The sequence below is a fragment of the Streptomyces sp. NBC_00820 genome (assembly GCF_036347055.1).
In the GTDB taxonomy this organism is placed as follows: Bacteria; Actinomycetota; Actinomycetes; order Streptomycetales; family Streptomycetaceae; genus Streptomyces.
The window spans coordinates 4,787,688-4,805,399 of record NZ_CP108882.1; the positions used below are offsets into that span (position 1 = coordinate 4,787,688).

General features: G+C 69.1%; 16 protein-coding genes and 3 tRNA genes. 16 read left to right on the plus strand and 3 right to left on the minus strand.

Going from position 1 to position 17,712, the window contains the following annotated elements; all coding sequences use genetic code 11:
• Positions 1-42: 42 nt before the first annotated feature.
• Positions 43-1,311: a hydrolase gene (locus OIB37_RS21680; protein ID WP_330459268.1), complete on the minus strand. Its 1,269-nt coding sequence runs from the start codon at positions 1,309-1,311 to the stop codon at positions 43-45.
• Between the two features lie 573 nt (positions 1,312-1,884).
• On the opposite strand from OIB37_RS21680, the gene OIB37_RS21685 reads away from it, so the two are divergent.
• The 7 genes from OIB37_RS21685 to OIB37_RS21715 all read left to right on the plus strand — a co-directional run bounded on the left by OIB37_RS21685 (position 1,885) and on the right by OIB37_RS21715 (position 5,447).
• Positions 1,885-1,957 (plus strand) — tRNA-Thr (locus OIB37_RS21685).
• 46 nt (positions 1,958-2,003) lie between these two features.
• Positions 2,004-2,076, plus strand: a tRNA-Met gene (locus tag OIB37_RS21690).
• 86 nt (positions 2,077-2,162) lie between these two features.
• Positions 2,163-2,327 carry a 50S ribosomal protein L33 gene (gene rpmG, locus OIB37_RS21695; RefSeq protein WP_003948671.1) on the plus strand — a complete coding sequence of 55 codons (165 nt, stop codon included), beginning with the start codon at positions 2,163-2,165 and terminating at the stop codon, positions 2,325-2,327.
• A 123-nt stretch (positions 2,328-2,450) separates the two neighbouring features.
• On the plus strand, positions 2,451-2,903 hold the full coding sequence (locus OIB37_RS21700) for a MaoC family dehydratase N-terminal domain-containing protein (RefSeq protein WP_330459269.1): 453 nt from the start codon (positions 2,451-2,453) through the stop codon (positions 2,901-2,903).
• Between the two features lie 5 nt (positions 2,904-2,908).
• Positions 2,909-3,337 carry a MaoC family dehydratase gene (locus OIB37_RS21705; protein WP_330459270.1) on the plus strand — a complete coding sequence of 143 codons (429 nt, stop codon included), beginning with the start codon at positions 2,909-2,911 and terminating at the stop codon, positions 3,335-3,337.
• Between the two features lie 172 nt (positions 3,338-3,509).
• Entirely contained in the window at positions 3,510-4,565 is a 1,056-nt protein-coding gene (locus OIB37_RS21710) for a UDP-N-acetylmuramate dehydrogenase (protein ID WP_330459271.1), read from the plus strand.
• Positions 4,566-4,736: 171 nt separating this feature from the next.
• On the plus strand, positions 4,737-5,447 hold the full coding sequence (locus OIB37_RS21715; protein ID WP_330461923.1) for a hypothetical protein: 711 nt from the start codon (positions 4,737-4,739) through the stop codon (positions 5,445-5,447).
• Here OIB37_RS21715 and OIB37_RS21720 read toward each other — a convergent pair.
• Together OIB37_RS21720 and OIB37_RS21725 are read right to left on the minus strand one after the other, a co-directional pair.
• The gene (locus OIB37_RS21720; RefSeq protein WP_330459272.1) at positions 5,389-6,429 is read right to left on the minus strand and encodes an adenosine deaminase; all 1,041 of its coding nucleotides are present in this window, start codon (positions 6,427-6,429) and stop codon (positions 5,389-5,391) included. The genes OIB37_RS21715 and OIB37_RS21720 overlap by 59 nt on opposite strands.
• 123 nt (positions 6,430-6,552) lie before the next feature.
• A complete protein-coding gene (locus tag OIB37_RS21725; RefSeq protein ID WP_330459273.1) occupies positions 6,553-7,779 on the minus strand; it encodes a pyridoxal phosphate-dependent aminotransferase in 1,227 nt (408 codons plus the stop codon).
• A gap of 260 nt (positions 7,780-8,039) precedes the next feature.
• Between OIB37_RS21725 and OIB37_RS21730 the strand changes: the two genes are divergently transcribed.
• From OIB37_RS21730 to rpoB, 9 genes are all read left to right on the plus strand, one after another.
• Positions 8,040-8,112, plus strand: a tRNA-Trp gene (locus tag OIB37_RS21730).
• A gap of 105 nt (positions 8,113-8,217) precedes the next feature.
• Positions 8,218-8,505, plus strand: coding sequence for a preprotein translocase subunit SecE (gene secE, locus OIB37_RS21735; protein WP_330459274.1), 288 nt, complete (start codon positions 8,218-8,220; stop codon positions 8,503-8,505).
• Positions 8,506-8,585: 80 nt separating this feature from the next.
• A complete protein-coding gene (gene nusG, locus OIB37_RS21740; protein WP_330459275.1) occupies positions 8,586-9,452 on the plus strand; it encodes a transcription termination/antitermination protein NusG in 867 nt (288 codons plus the stop codon).
• 202 nt (positions 9,453-9,654) lie between these two features.
• Complete coding sequence (gene rplK / locus OIB37_RS21745) at positions 9,655-10,089, plus strand: 50S ribosomal protein L11 (RefSeq protein ID WP_018543896.1); 435 nt, start codon at positions 9,655-9,657, stop codon at positions 10,087-10,089.
• A gap of 96 nt (positions 10,090-10,185) precedes the next feature.
• Complete coding sequence (rplA, locus tag OIB37_RS21750) at positions 10,186-10,911, plus strand: 50S ribosomal protein L1 (RefSeq protein ID WP_330459276.1); 726 nt, start codon at positions 10,186-10,188, stop codon at positions 10,909-10,911.
• Positions 10,912-11,076: 165 nt separating this feature from the next.
• Positions 11,077-12,003: a hypothetical protein gene (locus OIB37_RS21755; protein WP_330459277.1), complete on the plus strand. Its 927-nt coding sequence runs from the start codon at positions 11,077-11,079 to the stop codon at positions 12,001-12,003.
• A gap of 567 nt (positions 12,004-12,570) precedes the next feature.
• A complete protein-coding gene (gene rplJ, locus OIB37_RS21760; protein ID WP_330459278.1) occupies positions 12,571-13,101 on the plus strand; it encodes a 50S ribosomal protein L10 in 531 nt (176 codons plus the stop codon).
• A gap of 116 nt (positions 13,102-13,217) precedes the next feature.
• Positions 13,218-13,604: a 50S ribosomal protein L7/L12 gene (rplL, locus tag OIB37_RS21765; protein WP_330459279.1), complete on the plus strand. Its 387-nt coding sequence runs from the start codon at positions 13,218-13,220 to the stop codon at positions 13,602-13,604.
• Positions 13,605-14,172: 568 nt separating this feature from the next.
• Positions 14,173-17,658: a DNA-directed RNA polymerase subunit beta gene (gene rpoB / locus OIB37_RS21770; RefSeq protein WP_330459280.1), complete on the plus strand. Its 3,486-nt coding sequence runs from the start codon at positions 14,173-14,175 to the stop codon at positions 17,656-17,658.
• Positions 17,659-17,712 lie beyond the last annotated feature (54 nt).

Below are 17,712 nucleotides of genomic sequence, written 5' to 3' on the forward strand. Positions count from 1 at the left end.
GCCGTTCAGGGCCCCCGCTCCGACGCCCCTACGGCAACGCCCCTACGACACCTCCCCGCGCCCCTGACGCGGCAGCCCGGGCTCCGCTTCCACCGCCGAGTTGCAGTACTCGCGGACCGCGCTCGTACGGGCGACCACCCGGCCGCGGTGGACGACGATCCGGCTGTAGGCGAGGGAGAGGGCGCCGGACAGGTGGTCGCCGCGCACGGCGAGGAGTTCGGCCGGGAAACCGGCCTCGACACGCACCTCGGGGAGGCCCAGGACGGCGCGGGCGGAGGCGCTCACGGCGTCGTAGGCGGCCTGCGGGCGCAGGCCGTGGCCCGAGGCCAGGAGATAGGCCGCTTCCAGGGGATCGGCGCGGCCGACGGGGTTGGCGACATCGCGGAGGGCGCCGCCGCCGGCCGCCACGCGCACCCCCGCCGCGCGCAGGAGCCGTACCGGCGCCGTACCCCGGCGGTCGGAGCCGGCGCAGCCGCCCTGCGGCAGGCAGACGACCGTGACGCCGGCCGCCGCGAGCTGGTCGGCGACGCGGCCTGCGGCCTCGGCGGGCAGGCGGGCGAGGCCGGAGCACGGGCCGATCGTCACCCCGGGCCGCAGCCCGCCCGCCATGGCCGCGAGCCGTGACAGCCGGGCCGGGTCGGCGGCGTCGGTGTGCAGGTCCACCGGGCAGCCGTGCTCCGAGGCCACCTCCAGGACGGCCTCCACATAGCCCGTCGGGTCGGGGTCCAGATCCGGGCAGCCGCCCACCACGGAGGCGCCCATCTTCACCGCGTCCCGCAGCATGGCGAGCCCGTCGGCGCCGGCCGCCCCGGTCAGCAGCCGCGGCATCGCCACCGTGGTCAGCTCCGCGAGCCCGCGCAGCGAGCGCCGGGCCTGCAGGACGGCTCCCAGCGCGCCCAGACCCTGGACGTCGCCGACGCGCACGTGGGCGCGCACCGCCGTCGCGCCGTGCCCGAGTTGGAGCAGGGCCGCCTCCGTGGCGCGGCGCTGGACGTCCTCGGGGGTGTGCGACACCGGTCCGGGGTGCTCGGCGGACAGCGCGGTGTCGCCGTGGGCGTGCGGTTCGGCCGGAGCCGGCAGAAGCAGGTAACCGCTGAGGTCCACACGCGCGGTACCGGTCCGGCAGGGTCCTGGCGACAGGCTTCCGGCCGTGCCGACGGCCTCGATGCGTCCGCCGCCCAGCCGCACGTCCACTTTGCGGCCGTCGGTGAGCCGCGCGCCGCACAGCAGGAGGGTGGCCGGGTCGGGCTGCCCCGGTGACCCCGACGAGTTCGACGACCACGGATGCGGCTGCGGCTGGCTGTCGGTCATCGGACTCCATGGGCCGGGGCCCGGGCCAGGGGTCGGGGCCGGGGCCGGTGGGCTCGGACGTGCCGCGTGGGGCGTCGAGACCGCGGTGGACTCAAGATCACGCAGAGTGGGTCGAGCCTAGGGTCGCCGACCGCCCGGGACGCGGAGGAGCGCAATAGTCGTACCGGCGTGGTCCACCCATGGCAGTACGCCCGTCGCCCGCGTGTGTGGCGCACGTCGCGTTCCTTGCCGGGGCGTCGTTCGTCACATGTGCGCGCCGCGCGCCCGGAGCGGGGGCTCCGGCGCATGCGGAGCGTCACCAAAATGCCCTGGACCGCGCCACACACGTGTGAGGTGCGTCGGTACGTCGGCCCTGTCCACGCCACCCGCGCGTGCGGCCCGCCGGCGCCCGCTCGGTCCCCGTCCCCGCCGACCGCCTCGCGCCCGTCTCCGCCCATCGCGCCGCACGCCGTGACCGCCGCTCGTCAGTGGGGCTCACGAGGCTGCGGGGAGGCCTGGGACAAGGGCCTCGGCGGGCGCCTGGACAAGGGATTTGGGCGAACGGCTGCGAACCGTGTAATGTCTTCCTCGCTCGCCCCAATAGCTCAGTCGGCAGAGCGTCTCCATGGTAAGGAGAAGGTCAACGGTTCGATTCCGTTTTGGGGCTCTGGTGTGAGAAGTTCCCGTCGCAAGACGGGAACTGATCTCATCAAAGCGGTGTAGCTCAGTCGGTAGAGCAAGCGGCTCATAATCGCTGTGTCACCGGTTCAAGTCCGGTCACCGCTACTCACGGTAGCCGATTGCAGGGTCGGTCCTTCGATCGGCTACTCTTTGTTGCGTTAGACCCATCCGTTCGTCCTAGGAGCACTCACGTGGCTGCCACCGACGTCCGCCCGAAGATCACGCTGGCCTGCGTGGAGTGCAAGGAGCGGAACTACATCACCAAGAAGAACCGGCGTAACAACCCGGATCGCCTTGAGATGAAGAAGCACTGCCCGCGTTGCAATGCGCACACCGCGCACCGCGAAACGCGATAAATCAGGCTCGTACGTGAGGCCGTCCCCGCATGTCGGGGGCGGCCTCACGTCGTTTCACATGCTGGTGAAGCCAGTCCAGCTGGCGACACCTGTCACGCTGCTGAGACCAGGAGGTACCGGGCCATGGCGCTCGACCAGTCCTTCGTGGGGCGGACCTACCCGCCCACCGCGGCCTACGAGGTGGGCCGGGAGAAGATCCGTGAGTTCGCCGAGGCGGTCGGGGAGACCAACCCCGTCTACACGGACCCGGAGGCCGCCAAGGCGTTCGGTCACTCCGATGTGATCGCCCCGCCGACCTTCGTGTTCTCCATCACCTTCCGGGCCGCCGGACAGGTCGTCCAGGACCCGCAGCTCGGCCTGGACTACAGCCGCGTGGTGCACGGGGACCAGAAGTTCGCCTACAGCCGCCCGGTGCGCGCCGGCGACCGGCTCACGGTCACCTCCACCATCGAGGGCATCAAGTCCATGGCGGGCAACGACATCCTGGACATCCGCGGTGAGGTGCACGACGAGGCCGGCGAGCACGTGGTGACCGCCTGGACCAAGCTCGTGGCCCGCGCGGCCGAGGAGGCCTGAGAGTGATGACGGCGAAGATCGCGTACGACGACGTCGAGGTGGGCACCGAACTCCCGGCGCAGACCTTCCCCGTGACCCGCGCCACGCTGGTGCGCTACGCGGGTGCCTCCGGGGACTTCAACCCCATCCACTGGAACGAGAAGTTCGCCAAGGAGGTGGGCCTGCCGGACGTCATCGCGCACGGCATGTTCACCATGGCCGAGGCGATCCGCGTGGTCACCGACTGGACCGGTGACCCGGGCGCGGTCGTGGAGTACGGCGTCCGCTTCACCAAGCCGGTCGTCGTGCCCAACGACGACCAGGGCGCCGTCGTCGAGGTCAGCGGCAAGGTCGCCGCCAAGCTCGACGACAACACCGTGCGCGTGGACCTGACCGCGACGAGCGGCGGCCAGAAGGTGCTGGGCATGTCCCGCGCGGTCGTACGACTGGCCTGAGCCGCCCGCTGGAAGACGCGCGTACGGCCCGCCCTCACCGGCGGGCCGTACGCGCGCGTGCGTCGCACCCGGCCCCGGCCTCCGTCCCTGCCCCCGCCTCCGTCCCGGCCCCGGCCTCCGTCCCTGCCCCGGCGCCGAGGGGCCGTCGGTGCCGTCTCGTAGTCTTGGGCCCGTGCTGGTACTCCACGACGCCCCCCTCGCCCCGCTGACCACCTTCCGGCTGGGCGGTCCCGCGACCCGGCTGGTCACCGCCGTCACCGACGCCGAGGTGATCGACGCCGTCCGCGAGGCCGACGACACCGGGACCCCGCTGCTGGTCATCGGCGGCGGCTCCAACCTGGTCATCGGCGACAAGGGCTTCGACGGCACCGCCCTGCGCATCGCCACCCGCGGGATCGAGCTGCGGGGCACCACCCTGGAACTGGCCGCCGGCGAGGTGTGGACGGACGCCGTCGCCCGCACCGTCGAGGCCGGACTGGCCGGGATCGAGTGCCTGGCCGGAATCCCGGGCTCCGCGGGCGCGACCCCGATCCAGAACGTGGGCGCCTACGGCCAGGAGGTCTCCGCCACGATCAGCGAGGTGATCGCCTACGACCGCCACGCCGGCCGGACGGTCACGCTGACGAACGAGGAGTGCGGCTTCTCCTACCGCCACAGCCGCTTCAAGGCAGACCCCGAGCGCTACGTAGTCCTGCGCGTCCGCTTCGAGCTGGAGGACGCGGACGGCCTTTCGGCGCCGATCAGGTACGCCGAGACGGCCCGCGCGCTCGGCGTGGAGGCCGGCGACCGGGTGCCGCTGGCCGAGGCCCGCACGACCGTGCTGAAGCTGCGCGCCGGCAAGGGGATGGTCCTCGACCCCGAGGACCACGACACCTGGTCCGCCGGGTCCTTCTTCACCAATCCGATCCTCACCGAAGCGCAGTTCGCGGCCTTCCACGCGCGCGTGCGTGAGCACCTCGGCGAGGGCGCCGAGCCGCCCGCGTACCCGGCCGGGGAGGGCCGCACCAAGACCTCCGCGGCCTGGCTGATCGACAAGGCGGGCTTCACCAAGGGGTACGGCACCGGGCCCGCCCGCATCTCCACCAAGCACACCCTCGCCCTCACCAACCGTGGCGAGGCCACCACCGAGGACCTGCTCGCCCTGGCCCGCGAGGTCGTCGCCGGAGTCCGCGAGACGTTCGGGGTCACGCTGGTCAACGAGCCGGTGACCGTCGGCGTGAGCCTGTAGGCACGACCGGCACCGGGACCCACCGGGACCGGGACCCACCGGGACCGGGACCCACCGGGACCGGGACCGGGAACCGGTGCAGGCCGCGCCGTCCGCACGGCGTCGCCGCGGGAATTCCCGTTGCGCGGGGCGGCCGCGGACCCCGACGCTGATGCCATGAGGCGACCCCCCATGCGGCTGAGGCTGCGCGAGTTCAGGCCCCGCACCGGTCCGCACGCCTACCGGGTCGTCCAGCCGCGGCAGCCACTGCGCCACACCTCGCTGAGCGCCCCCGAGCCCATCGGCCTGCTGCTGGGCGACCACGACGGACTGAGCCGGCTCGCGGGCCTGTTCTCCTTCGCCGCCTGCTCACGGCACACGATCGTCCACGTCCCGCTGCGCGACGGCGTCCCGCCCGACGAGGGCTGGGGCGAGCCGGTCGACCTCGTCCTGGCCCACCACACGCTCGGCCTGCGCGCCTCCCGGTGGCCCGAGCTGCGCCGCCGACTGGGGCCGGGCACACCGCTGACGGTGCGCACCGACGAGGCGCGCACCGCGCGGGACGCCGCGTCCTGGCGCGAGCGGTGGGAACGCCCGGGCTTCCGGGACGAGCTGCGGCACGTCACGCACGCCCGCACGTTCTTCCTGTTCGGCAGCCGGGACGTGTTCGCCGAGACCGCCCGCCTGTTCGCCCGGGCCGCGTCCCAGGGGCCGTACCAGCGGGGCGTCACGAAGGGGCGCAGCGCGCTGATGGCGGAGCTGCCGTCCCTGGTCCAGCCGCCCGGCGGCGGGCACCCCCTCGACGTCCTGGTCTGCTTCAAGGCCTATCCGCCCTACGCCCACTTCAGACGGCCGGGCGTGCCAGCCAGTCGTCGACGCCCGCCAGCAGACCTGTCTTCGTAGCCTGGGGGGCCGCCGAGGCGCGGATCGACTGGCGGGCCAGTTCCGCGAGCTCCGGGTCGCTGAAGGCGTGGTGCCGGCGGGCGATGTCGTACTGGGCGGCCAGGCGGGAGCCGAAGAGGAGGGGGTCGTCGGCGCCGAGGGCCAGGGGGACACCCGCGTCGAAGAGGGTGCGCAGGGGGACGTCCTCGGGCTTCTCGTAGACGCCGAGGGCCACGTTCGAGGCCGGGCAGACCTCGCAGGTCACGCCCCGCTCGGCCAGTTCCTTCAGCATCCGGGGGTCCTCGGCCGCGCGCACGCCGTGACCGATCCGGGTGGCGTGCAGGTCGTCCAGGCAGTCGCGGACCGACGCGGGGCCGGTCAGCTCACCGCCGTGCGGGGCCGACAGCAGGCCGCCCTCGCGGGCGATGTGGAAGGCCCGGTCGAAGTCCCGGGCCATGCCCCGCCGCTCGTCGTTGGAGAGCCCGAAGCCCACCACGCCGCGATCCGCGTACCGCACCGCCAGGCGGGCCAGCGTCCGCGCGTCCAGGGGGTGCTTCATACGGTTGGCGGCCACCAGGACGCGCATGCCGAGCCCGGTCTCCCTGGACGTCGTCTCCACCGCGTCCAGGATGATCTCCAGGGCCGGGATCAGTCCGCCCAGCCGGGGCGCGTACGACGTCGGGTCCACCTGGATCTCCAGCCAGCCCGAGCCGTCCCGCAGGTCCTCCTCGGCGGCCTCCCTGACCAGGCGCTGGATGTCCTCGGGCTCCCGCAGGCAGGAGCGCGCCGCGTCGTACAGCCGCTGGAAGCGGAACCAGCCCCGCTCGTCGGTGGCCCGGAGCCTGGGTGGCTCGCCACTGGTCAGGGCCTCCGTCAGCGTCTCGGGCAGGCGTACGCCGTGTTTGTCGGCCAGCTCCAGGACGGTCCCCGGCCGCATCGAGCCGGTGAAGTGCAGGTGCAGATGGGCTTTCGGCAGGTCAGAGAGATCACGTACACGCTCCATCCAAGGATCCTGCCGTACGAGGGTGACTTCCGGGTAGCCGTTTCTCCCTTCGTGGTCTTGCTCGCACAAACGAATGAGGGTCACCTCCAGAAATCCGGAGGTGACCCTCGGGCCGGGAGGACGTCAGTCCCGCGCCTCCGCCAGCAGCTTCTGCATCCGGCTCACGCCCTCGGCGAGGTCCTCGTCACCGAGCGCGTACGACAGCCGCAGGTAGCCCGGCGTGCCGAAGGCCTCGCCCGGTACGACCGCGACCTCGGCCTCCTCCAGGATCAGCGCGGCCAGCTCCACGGTGTTCTTCGGGCGCTTGCCGCGGATCTCCTTGCCGAGCAGGCCCTTGACCGACGGGTAGGCGTAGAAGGCGCCCTCGGGCTCCGGGCAGAGCACGCCGTCGATGTCGTTCAGCATCCGCACGATCGTCTTGCGGCGCCGATCGAAGGCCTCGCGCATCTCCGCGACGGCGTCGAGGTCGCCGGAGACGGCGGCCAGGGCGGCCACCTGGGCCACGTTGGAGACGTTGGAGGTGGCGTGCGACTGGAGGTTGGTCGCCGCCTTGATCACGTCCTTCGGGCCGATGACCCAGCCCACGCGCCAGCCGGTCATGGCGTACGTCTTCGCCACACCGTTGACCACGATGCACTTGTCGCGCAGCTCGGGCAGGATCGCCGGCAGCGAGGTGAAGGAGGCGTCGCCGTAGACGAGGTGCTCGTAGATCTCGTCGGTCAGCACCCACAGGCCGTGCTCGACGGCCCAGCGGCCGATCGCCTCGGCCTCGGCCTCGCTGTAGACCGCGCCGGTGGGGTTGGACGGCGAGACGAAGAGCACGACCTTCGTCCGCTCCGTGCGCGCCGCCTCCAGCTGCTCGACCGAGACGCGGTAGCCGGTCGTCTCGTCGGCCACGACCTCCACCGGGACGCCGCCGGCCAGGCGGATCGACTCGGGGTAGGTCGTCCAGTACGGCGCCGGGACGATGACCTCGTCGCCCGGGTCGAGGATCGCGGCGAACGCCTCGTAGATGGCCTGCTTGCCGCCGTTGGTCACCAGGATCTGGGAGGCGTCGACCTCGTAGCCCGAGTCGCGCAGCGTCTTCGCGGCGATCGCGGTCTTCAGCTCGGGCAGGCCGCCGGCCGGTGTGTAGCGGTGGTACTTGGGGTTCTTGCAGGCCTCGATCGCGGCTTCGACGATGTAGTCCGGGGTCGGGAAGTCGGGTTCACCGGCGCCGAAGCCGATCACCGGACGTCCGGCGGCCTTGAGGGCCTTGGCCTTGGCGTCCACGGCGAGGGTGGCGGACTCGGAGATCGCGCCGACTCGGGCGGAGACCCGGCGCTCGGTGGGAGGGGTTGCAGGGCTCATGGGACTCATCGTTCCAGAACGGAAATGCCCTCGGCACACGGGTTTCACGGACTGAACAGCATGGGGTCGATGCGTGAACAGGAGTCCGAATCCGGCCCGCGGCCAGGACGATCTTCGGTCGGGCCCCCGCGGGCAGCCATTTTCTGTTCGACGCCGGGCCCCGGAACACGTACACTCTCACCTCGTTGGCCTTCAGCAGCCGCACACAACCGGTGCACACCGAGCACTCGGTCGGATGCGGTACGTTGGGGGACAGACAAAGGGTCGTAGCTCAATTGGTAGAGCACCGGTCTCCAAAACCGGCGGTTGGGGGTTCAAGTCCCTCCGGCCCTGCTACACACACCGCCAGGATGTGTGCCCATGTACGTACAGCAATGCACCGCCGTGCGGCTCAAACCGGGCGCGGCACGGCCACGACCCGGGATCAGGTGAGGACGCATGACGGACGCCGTGGGCTCCATCGACACGCCTGATGCTCAGGACGAGCTGCACGAGTCCGAGAAGAAGGCCCGCAAGGGCGGCAAGCGCGCCAAGAAGGGCCCGCTGAAGCGTCTCGCCATCTTCTACCGCCAGATCATCGCGGAACTCCGCAAGGTCGTCTGGCCGACGCGTAACCAGCTGACGTCGTACACCACCGTGGTGATCTTCTTCGTCGCCATCATGATCGCGCTGGTGACCGTGATTGACTATGGGCTCAACCACGCGGCCAAGTACGTTTTCGGCTGAGCCAAGAGCGAAGGGCGCCGTGGTACCGGCGCCCCTTTTCGCGTGTTCCACCCCCATGTATCCAGGAAGAAGCAGCCATCGTGTCTGACCCGAACCTGAACGACGCCACCGAGCCTCGCGAGAATGCCGCCGAGACGGTGGGCGACGAGCTCGACATCGTCGAGGGCGCGGACGAGCAGGACGAGTTCGAGGCTGCCGAGGCCGAGGCGGGCGAGCCCGCCGAAGAGGCCGCGCTGCACGTCGAGGACGAAGACGAGGCCGACGAGGCTGACGACGACGAGACCGACGAGACCCTCGTCGAGGACGTCGTGGAAGAGCCGGCCGCGCCCGTCGACCCGATCGCGGCCCTGCGCGAGGAACTGCGCACCCTCCCCGGCGAGTGGTACGTCATCCACACCTACGCCGGTTACGAGAACCGCGTGAAGACCAACCTGGAGCAGCGCGCCGTCTCGCTGAACGTCGAGGACTACATCTTCCAGGCCGAGGTGCCGCAGGAAGAGGTCGTCCAGATCAAGAGCGGCGAGCGCAAGACGATCAAGCAGAACAAGCTGCCTGGTTACGTCCTCGTCCGCATGGACCTGACCAACGAGTCCTGGGGTGTCGTCCGTAACACCCCCGGCGTCACCGGCTTCGTCGGCAACGCCTACGACCCGTACCCGCTGACCCTGGACGAGATCGTCAAGATGCTCGCCCCGGAGGCCGAGGAGAAGGCCGCCCGCGAGGCCGCCGAGGCCGAGGGCCGCCCCGCCCCGCAGCGCAAGGTCGAGGTCCAGGTGCTGGACTTCGAGGTCGGCGACTCGGTCACCGTCACCGACGGCCCGTTCGCCACGCTCCAGGCGACCATCAACGAGATCAACCCCGACTCGAAGAAGGTCAAGGGCCTCGTGGAGATCTTCGGCCGCGAGACCCCGGTCGAGCTGAGCTTCGACCAGATCCAGAAGAACTAAGTTCTTCCGGGAACCCGGTCCTCACGGAACCGGTTCCCTCTGGAGACACCGCTTCCGAACCAGGTCAGGCCGGCTGCCACAGCCCGTCTGACCTGCTCGGTTTTTGGCCGCGCATCTATACCCGTTATCGTTGTGCGGTATGCCTGTGTCCGGGTGGTCCCCGGATGCGGGCAGGACCCGAATCGAAAGGACCCGGAGAGCTATGCCTCCCAAGAAGAAGAAGGTCACGGGGCTTATCAAGCTCCAGATCAACGCCGGTGCGGCGAACCCGGCCCCGCCGGTCGGCCCCGCGCTCGGTCAGCACGGCGTCAACATCATGGAGTTCTGCAAGGCCTACAACGCCGCGACCGAGTCGCAGCGTGGCTGGGTGATCCCGGTGGAGATCACGGTCTACGAAGACCGCTCCTTCACCTTCGTCACCAAGACTCCGCCGGCCGCGAAGATGATCCTCAAGGCCGCTGGTGTCGAGAAGGGCTCTGGCGAGCCGCACAAGACCAAGGTCGCCAAGATCACCGAGGCGCAGGTCCGCGAGATCGCCACGACCAAGATGCCCGACCTGAACGCCAACGACCTGGACGCCGCGTCGAAGATCATCGCCGGCACCGCCCGTTCCATGGGCATCACGGTCGAGGGCTGATCACCCACCTCGTAGTCATGCGGCCGTAGCCGGTCGCACGTGGCAGGGCCCGCTCGGCCCGTACCACGACTCCTTTCAGAACACACAGGAGCAGTTGTGAGCAAGCGCAGCAAGGCTCTCCGCGCTGCGGACGCCAAGATCGACCGGGAGAAGCTGTACGCCCCGCTCGAGGCCGTCCGTCTCGCCAAGGAGACCTCCACGTCCAAGTTCGACGGCACCGTCGAGGTCGCCTTCCGTCTGGGTGTCGACCCGCGCAAGGCCGACCAGATGGTCCGTGGCACCGTGAACCTCCCGCACGGCACCGGCAAGACCGCCCGGGTCCTGGTCTTCGCGACCGGTGACCGTGCTGAGGCCGCGCTCGCCGCGGGCGCCGACATCGTCGGCTCCGACGAGCTCATCGACGAGGTCGCGAAGGGCCGTCTGGACTTCGACGCCGTCGTCGCCACCCCGGACCTCATGGGCAAGGTCGGCCGCCTCGGCCGCGTCCTCGGCCCGCGTGGTCTGATGCCGAACCCGAAGACCGGCACCGTGACCCCGGACGTGGTCAAGGCCGTGACCGAGATCAAGGGCGGCAAGATCGAGTTCCGCGTCGACAAGCACTCGAACCTGCACTTCATCATCGGCAAGACGTCGTTCGACGACACCCAGCTGGTGGAGAACTACGGTGCGGCCCTGGAGGAGATCCTCCGTCTGAAGCCGTCCGCCGCCAAGGGTCGCTACATCAAGAAGGCCGCCATCAGCACCACGATGGGCCCCGGCATTCCGCTCGACTCGAACCGCACCCGCAACCTCCTCGTCGAGGAGGACCCGGCCGCCGTCTGAGCCCTCCAGCTCACTGGTAGCCGCGTCTGGGACGCGTAAGTGACAGGACGGACCCCGCAACCGTTGAGGTGCGGGGTCCGTCCTTTCTTTGTACGAGCTTTCTTACGACTGTCAGTGGCCTGAGCTACGGTGCAGGCACAGGACGCTCAACAGGGGTGGGACCACATGAAGAGCACGACCGTTCGCCGGCTGACCCTCTCTACGGCCCTGGTGGCCGCGCTGGCCGGGGTGGCCGCCTGTGGCACCCCGGACACCGGCAAGGGCGACAAGGCGGCCGGCAAGAGCGCGATACACATGAGCCCCGTCGCCGCCCTGCGCTCCGTGGAGAAGTCCACGGACAAGGCGGAGTCGGCCCGGGTCCGTTCCACCATGACCATGGGCACCCTCGCGACGATGTCGGCCGACGGCGTCATGTCCTGGGGCGACGGCCTCAAGGGCGACCTCACCATCAACTACACCGGCGGCAAGCTGGGCGAGGCGATGCGCAAGGCCGGCACGTCGTCCATGGAGGCCCGGTACCTGCCGGACGCCTACTACGCCAAGATGAGCGACGCCTTCGCGAAGCAGTCCGGCGGCAAGCACTGGGTCCGGTACGCGTACGCCGACCTCGCCAAGCTCACCGGCGGCTCGGGTGCCTACGTGCAGGACCAGGCCCGGAACAACACGCCGAACCAGTCGGTGAAGATGCTGCTGGCCTCCGGCGACGTGAAGAAGGTCGGCGAGGAGAAGGTCTCCGGCGCCACCGCCACGCACTACTCGGGCACGGTCGACGTCGCCGACCTCGTCGGCAAGAACAGCTCCCTCGGCGCGGACCAGCTGGCCGATCTGAAGAAGCAGCTCGACAAGGCGGGCATCACCACGGAGACCGTCGACATCTGGATCGACGGCCGGGACCTGCTGGTCAAGAAGACCGAGACGGCGGACACGGCGAACGGCCGCCTGGTCACCACCGCCACCTACAGCGACTACGGCGTCAAGGCCGACGCCGAGGTGCCCCCGGCCGGCGACACCAAGGACTTCAAGGACCTGCTGCGCTCCAGCGGCCTGCCGGGCGGCGGCAAGACGTCGAGCGGGGCCTCGGCCGCCTCCTGAGCCGGCCGCGCGGGGCCTCCCGGGATTCCTCGGCCTTTCCGGGCTCCGCAGGCTCCGAGGCCTCCGCAGGCTCAGCCGCCTCCGGGGCTCTGTGGCAGGGCCTTCCCGGCCCGGGCCGGCGCGACTCCTGGACCGTTTGGCCCCGGGGGCTTCCACAAGCCCCCGGGGCCACGGTTTTCCCGCCCTCCGGGTCAGGGCTTTCCCGCCCTCGATTCAGGGCTTTCGCGGCCCGGGGGAAGGGGTTTTCACGGCCCGGGGGAGGGCCGGCCGGCGACCGCTTACGACCCGATTTGCTCGATGGCGCCCCGGTCCCGTACTCTCCTCGAGAAGCCAAAGACCGCTGGTCGTTGCCGCGCCTTCATCTGAGGGTGTGGTGGCCGAAGGATCCGCTGAAAAGTGGGACGACCCGCGTAGGTGACATAGGAAGAGCTCCTGGGGCATATGCGCTCACGCATGTGCGGCCCGGTCGAGTGAGCCCCGTGCGCCTGCGCCCGGGGCGTTTTGTTTTTCGCAGTTCTCCTTCGGGGTCCGCGCGGTCAGAATCACCCGGAAGGAGGCCGAGGCTCTATGGCGAGGCCCGACAAGGCTGCCGCAGTGGCCGAGTTGACGGAGCAGTTCCGCAACTCCAACGCTGCCGTGCTGACCGAGTACCGCGGTCTCACCGTGGCGCAGATCAAGACCCTGCGCCGGTCGCTCGGTGAGAACGCCAAGTACGCCGTGGTGAAGAACACGCTGACCAAGATTGCGGCCAACGAGGCCGGGATCACGACGCTGGACGACCTGTTCAACGGTCCGACGGCTGTCGCCTTCGTCACCGGTGACCCGGTCACGTCGGCGAAGGGTCTCCGTGACTTCGCCAAGGACAACCCGAATCTCGTCATCAAGGGCGGTGTCCTTGATGGCAAGGCGATGACCGCCGACGAGATCAAGAAGCTCGCGGACCTCGAGTCCCGCGAGGTTCTGCTCAGCAAGCTGGCCGGTGCCTTCAAGGGGAAGCAGTCTCAGGCTGCCTCCGTCTTCCAGGCGCTGCCGTCGAAGCTCGTCCGCACCGTGGACGCTCTTCGCGCCAAGCAGGCCGAGCAGGGCGGTGCCGAGTAATTCGGCTCGCTTTCTGATCCTCGCCGCCTGATGCGGTGAGGGTCGCAGCGGGCCGAAGTACGCCCGCCACACCCAGTACATCCGGCACCCGCCGATTGAGTGGAAGGACCGCCATCATGGCGAAGCTCACCCAGGACGAGCTGCTTGCCCAGTTCGAGGAGATGACCCTCATCGAGCTCTCTGAGTTCGTGAAGGCCTTCGAGGAGAAGTTCGACGTCACCGCCGCCGCCGCCGCGCCGGTCATGATCGCCGGTGCCGCCGGTGGCGCTGCCGCCGAGGCCGCTGAGGAGCAGGACGAGTTCGACGTCATCCTCACGGGCGCCGGCGAGAAGAAGATCCAGGTCATCAAGGTCGTGCGCGAGCTGACCTCCCTGGGCCTGAAGGAGGCCAAGGACCTCGTCGACGGCACCCCGAAGCCGGTCCTCGAGAAGGTCACCAAGGAGGCCGCCGAGAAGGCTGCCGAGTCCCTCAAGGCCGCCGGTGCGGCTGTCGAGGTCAAGTAAGGCCTCTCGGGTTCCCCGAACCCGAACGCGTACTGATTACGGCCCCGTAGGGCTGTAACGCGAACGCACCGAAGAGCGATCATCCATCCGGGTGGTCGCTCTTCGGCGTATCCGAGGGGCGGACCGCGGTTGCCTTGCACTCGTCGCGGCGAGGGGTATGGTGATCTTCGTCGTGTCTCCGGAGGGCCCAGTTCCGGCATGGGGGCCTTGACGAACCGCACGCAGCGCGCAATTCTCAGGACGCGTCGTCACAAGGATCCGTATCCGAGGCATGGATCGGCGACGAAGAGGGCAGTATCACCGTGCGTTGAGGGCAGGAATGCCGAGGGCGTTGACGAGGGCGGCGAGAAAAACGAGGGTCTCGCAAAACCCGCACTGGACATCAGTGTGCCAAGTGGCTACACTGACCCTTTGCGCTGCCTGTTAGCTGTCCCCTGCCCGTCACCAGGGGTCTGCCCTCACTCCAGCATCGATGACCAAATCCCATCTGACCTGGGGTTTCCGTCTCTGTGCAGAGGGAGGGACCGGTACGCGCGTAGTGAGTCCGAGCCCTCGGAAGGACCCCCTCTTGGCCGCCTCGCGCACTGCCTCGACCGCGAATACGAACAACGGCGCCAGCACCGCCCCGCTGCGCATCTCCTTTGCAAAGATCAAGGAGCCCCTCGAGGTTCCGAACCTCCTCGCGCTGCAAACCGAGAGCTTTGACTGGCTGCTCGGCAACGACGCGTGGAAGGCTCGCGTCGAGCAGGCTCTGGAGAACGGTCAGGACGTCCCCACCAAGTCCGGTCTGGAGGAGATCTTCGAGGAGATCTCCCCGATCGAGGACTTCTCCGGGTCGATGTCCCTGACGTTCCGGGACCACCGCTTCGAGCCGCCGAAGAACTCCATCGACGAGTGCAAGGACCGCGACTTCACGTACGCGGCCCCGCTCTTCGTCACCGCCGAGTTCACCAACAACGAGACCGGCGAGATCAAGTCCCAGACTGTCTTCATGGGCGACTTCCCGCTCATGACGAACAAGGGCACCTTCGTCATCAACGGCACCGAGCGTGTCGTGGTGTCCCAGCTGGTCCGTTCCCCCGGTGTCTACTTCGACTCCTCCATCGACAAGACGTCCGACAAGGACATCTTCTCCGCCAAGATCATCCCGTCCCGGGGTGCCTGGCTGGAGATGGAGATCGACAAGCGCGACATGGTCGGTGTCCGCATCGACCGCAAGCGCAAGCAGTCGGTCACCGTCCTGCTCAAGGCGCTCGGCTGGACCACCGAGCAGATCCTCGAGGAGTTCGGCGAGTACGAGTCGATGCGCGCCACCCTGGAGAAGGACCACACCCAGGGCCAGGACGACGCGCTGCTCGACATCTACCGCAAGCTGCGTCCGGGCGAGCCGCCCACGCGTGAGGCCGCTCAGACGCTCCTTGAGAACCTCTACTTCAACCCCAAGCGCTACGACCTCGCCAAGGTCGGCCGTTACAAGGTCAACAAGAAGCTCGGCGCGGACGCTCCGCTCGACGCCGGCATCCTGACCGTCGAGGACATCATCTCGACGATCAAGTACCTGGTGAAGCTGCACGCCGGTGAGACCGAGACGGTCGGCGACAGTGGTCAGGAGATCGTCGTCGAGACCGACGACATCGACCACTTCGGCAACCGTCGTCTGCGCAGCGTCGGCGAGCTCATCCAGAACCAGGTCCGCACGGGTCTGGCTCGTATGGAGCGCGTCGTCCGCGAGCGCATGACCACGCAGGACGTCGAGGCGATCACGCCGCAGACCCTGATCAACATCCGGCCGGTCGTCGCCTCCATCAAGGAGTTCTTCGGCACCAGCCAGCTGTCGCAGTTCATGGACCAGAACAACCCGCTGTCGGGTCTCACCCACAAGCGCCGTCTGTCGGCTCTTGGTCCGGGTGGTCTCTCCCGTGAGCGGGCCGGCTTCGAGGTCCGTGACGTGCACCCCTCGCACTACGGCCGCATGTGCCCGATCGAGACCCCCGAAGGCCCGAACATCGGTCTGATCGGCTCGCTCGCCTCCTACGGCCGGGTCAACGCGTTCGGTTTCGTCGAGACGCCGTACCGCAAGGTCGTCGACGGTCAGGTCACCGACGAGGTGGACTACCTGACGGCCGACGAAGAGGACCGATTCGTCATCGCGCAGGCCAACGCCACGCTCAATGACGACATGCGGTTCGAGGAGTCCCGCGTCCTGGTCCGCCGTCGTGGCGGCGAGGTCGACTACGTCCCCGGCGACGAGGTCGACTACATGGACGTCTCGCCGCGCCAGATGGTGTCGGTCGCGACCGCCATGATCCCGTTCCTCGAGCACGACGACGCCAACCGTGCCCTCATGGGCGCGAACATGATGCGTCAGGCGGTGCCGCTGATCAAGTCCGAGGCCCCGCTCGTCGGCACCGGCATGGAGTACCGCTCCGCCGTCGACGCCGGCGACGTGGTCAAGGCCACGAAGGCGGGTGTGGTCCAGGAGGTCTCCGCGGACTACATCACCACCGCGAACGACGACGGCACGTACATCACGTACCGCCTGCACAAGTTCTCGCGCTCCAACCAGGGCACCTCGGTCAACCAGAAGGTCATCGTCAACGAGGGTGACCGGATCATCGAGGGCCAGGTCCTCGCCGACGGTCCGGCCACCGAGAACGGTGAGATGGCCCTCGGCAAGAACCTGCTCGTGGCGTTCATGCCGTGGGAGGGTCACAACTACGAGGACGCGATCATCCTGTCGCAGCGCCTCGTGCAGGACGACGTCCTCTCCTCGATCCACATCGAGGAGCACGAGGTCGACGCCCGTGACACCAAGCTCGGCCCCGAGGAGATCACCCGGGACATCCCGAACGTCTCCGAGGAGGTCCTCGCCGACCTCGACGAGCGCGGCATCATCCGCATCGGCGCCGAGGTCACCGCGGGCGACATCCTCGTCGGCAAGGTCACCCCGAAGGGTGAGACCGAGCTGACGCCGGAGGAGCGCCTGCTGCGCGCGATCTTCGGTGAGAAGGCCCGTGAGGTCCGTGACACCTCGCTGAAGGTGCCGCACGGTGAGACCGGCAAGGTCATCGGCGTGCGCGTCTTCGACCGCGAGGAGGGCGACGAGCTGCCGCCGGGCGTGAACCAGCTGGTTCGCGTCTACGTCGCGCAGAAGCGCAAGATCACCGATGGTGACAAGCTCGCCGGCCGTCACGGCAACAAGGGTGTCATCTCCAAGATCCTGCCGATCGAGGACATGCCGTTCCTGGAGGACGGCACCCCGGTCGACATCATCCTCAACCCGCTGGGTGTCCCGTCCCGAATGAACCCGGGACAGGTCCTGGAGATCCACCTCGGCTGGCTCGCCAGCCGCGGCTGGGACGTCTCCGGCCTCGCGGAGGACTGGGCGCAGCGCCTGCAGGCCATTGGTGCCGACCAGGTCGCCCCCCGGACCAACGTCGCGACCCCGGTCTTCGACGGTGCCCGTGAGGACGAGCTGGCGGGTCTGCTGCAGCACACCATCCCGAACCGCGACGGCGAGCGCATGGTGCTCCCGACCGGCAAGGCGCGGATGTTCGACGGCCGTAGCGGTGAGCCGTTCCCCGACCCGATCTCGGTCGGTTACATGTACATCCTGAAGCTGCACCACCTGGTCGACGACAAGCTGCACGCTCGTTCGACCGGTCCTTACTCGATGATCACCCAGCAGCCGCTGGGTGGTAAGGCCCAGTTCGGTGGCCAGCGCTTCGGTGAGATGGAGGTGTGGGCGCTGGAGGCTTATGGCGCCGCTTACGCTCTCCAGGAGCTGCTGACCATCAAGTCCGACGACGTCACCGGCCGCGTGAAGGTCTACGAGGCCATCGTCAAGGGCGAGAACATCCCCGAGCCCGGCATCCCCGAGTCCTTCAAGGTGCTCATCAAGGAGATGCAGTCTCTCTGCCTCAACGTGGAGGTGCTGTCCAGCGACGGTATGTCCATCGAAATGCGTGACACCGACGAGGACGTCTTCCGCGCGGCGGAGGAGCTCGGCATCGACCTGTCCCGGCGCGAGCCGAGCAGCGTCGAAGAGGTCTGACGGGAGTCCGGTACGGGGGCTCAGCCCGAAAGGTGACTGAGCCCCCGGCCGGCC

What these genes read in the sequence shown, in the direction of transcription:
- OIB37_RS21680 (WP_330459268.1), bottom strand. Translation starts at nt 1,311, where the DNA reads ATGACCGACAGCCAGCCGCAGCCGCATCCGTGGTCGTCGAACTCGTCG.
- OIB37_RS21700 (WP_330459269.1), top strand. Translation starts at nt 2,451, where the DNA reads ATGGCGCTCGACCAGTCCTTCGTGGGGCGGACCTACCCGCCCACCGCG.
- OIB37_RS21705 (WP_330459270.1), top strand. Translation starts at nt 2,909, where the DNA reads ATGACGGCGAAGATCGCGTACGACGACGTCGAGGTGGGCACCGAACTC.
- OIB37_RS21715 (WP_330461923.1), top strand. Translation starts at nt 4,737, where the DNA reads ATGCGGCTGAGGCTGCGCGAGTTCAGGCCCCGCACCGGTCCGCACGCC.
- OIB37_RS21720 (WP_330459272.1), bottom strand. Translation starts at nt 6,429, where the DNA reads ATGGAGCGTGTACGTGATCTCTCTGACCTGCCGAAAGCCCATCTGCAC.
- OIB37_RS21725 (WP_330459273.1), bottom strand. Translation starts at nt 7,779, where the DNA reads ATGAGCCCTGCAACCCCTCCCACCGAGCGCCGGGTCTCCGCCCGAGTC.
- secE (WP_330459274.1), top strand. Translation starts at nt 8,218, where the DNA reads ATGACGGACGCCGTGGGCTCCATCGACACGCCTGATGCTCAGGACGAG.
- rplK (WP_018543896.1), top strand. Translation starts at nt 9,655, where the DNA reads ATGCCTCCCAAGAAGAAGAAGGTCACGGGGCTTATCAAGCTCCAGATC.
- OIB37_RS21755 (WP_330459277.1), top strand. Translation starts at nt 11,077, where the DNA reads ATGAAGAGCACGACCGTTCGCCGGCTGACCCTCTCTACGGCCCTGGTG.
- rplJ (WP_330459278.1), top strand. Translation starts at nt 12,571, where the DNA reads ATGGCGAGGCCCGACAAGGCTGCCGCAGTGGCCGAGTTGACGGAGCAG.
- rplL (WP_330459279.1), top strand. Translation starts at nt 13,218, where the DNA reads ATGGCGAAGCTCACCCAGGACGAGCTGCTTGCCCAGTTCGAGGAGATG.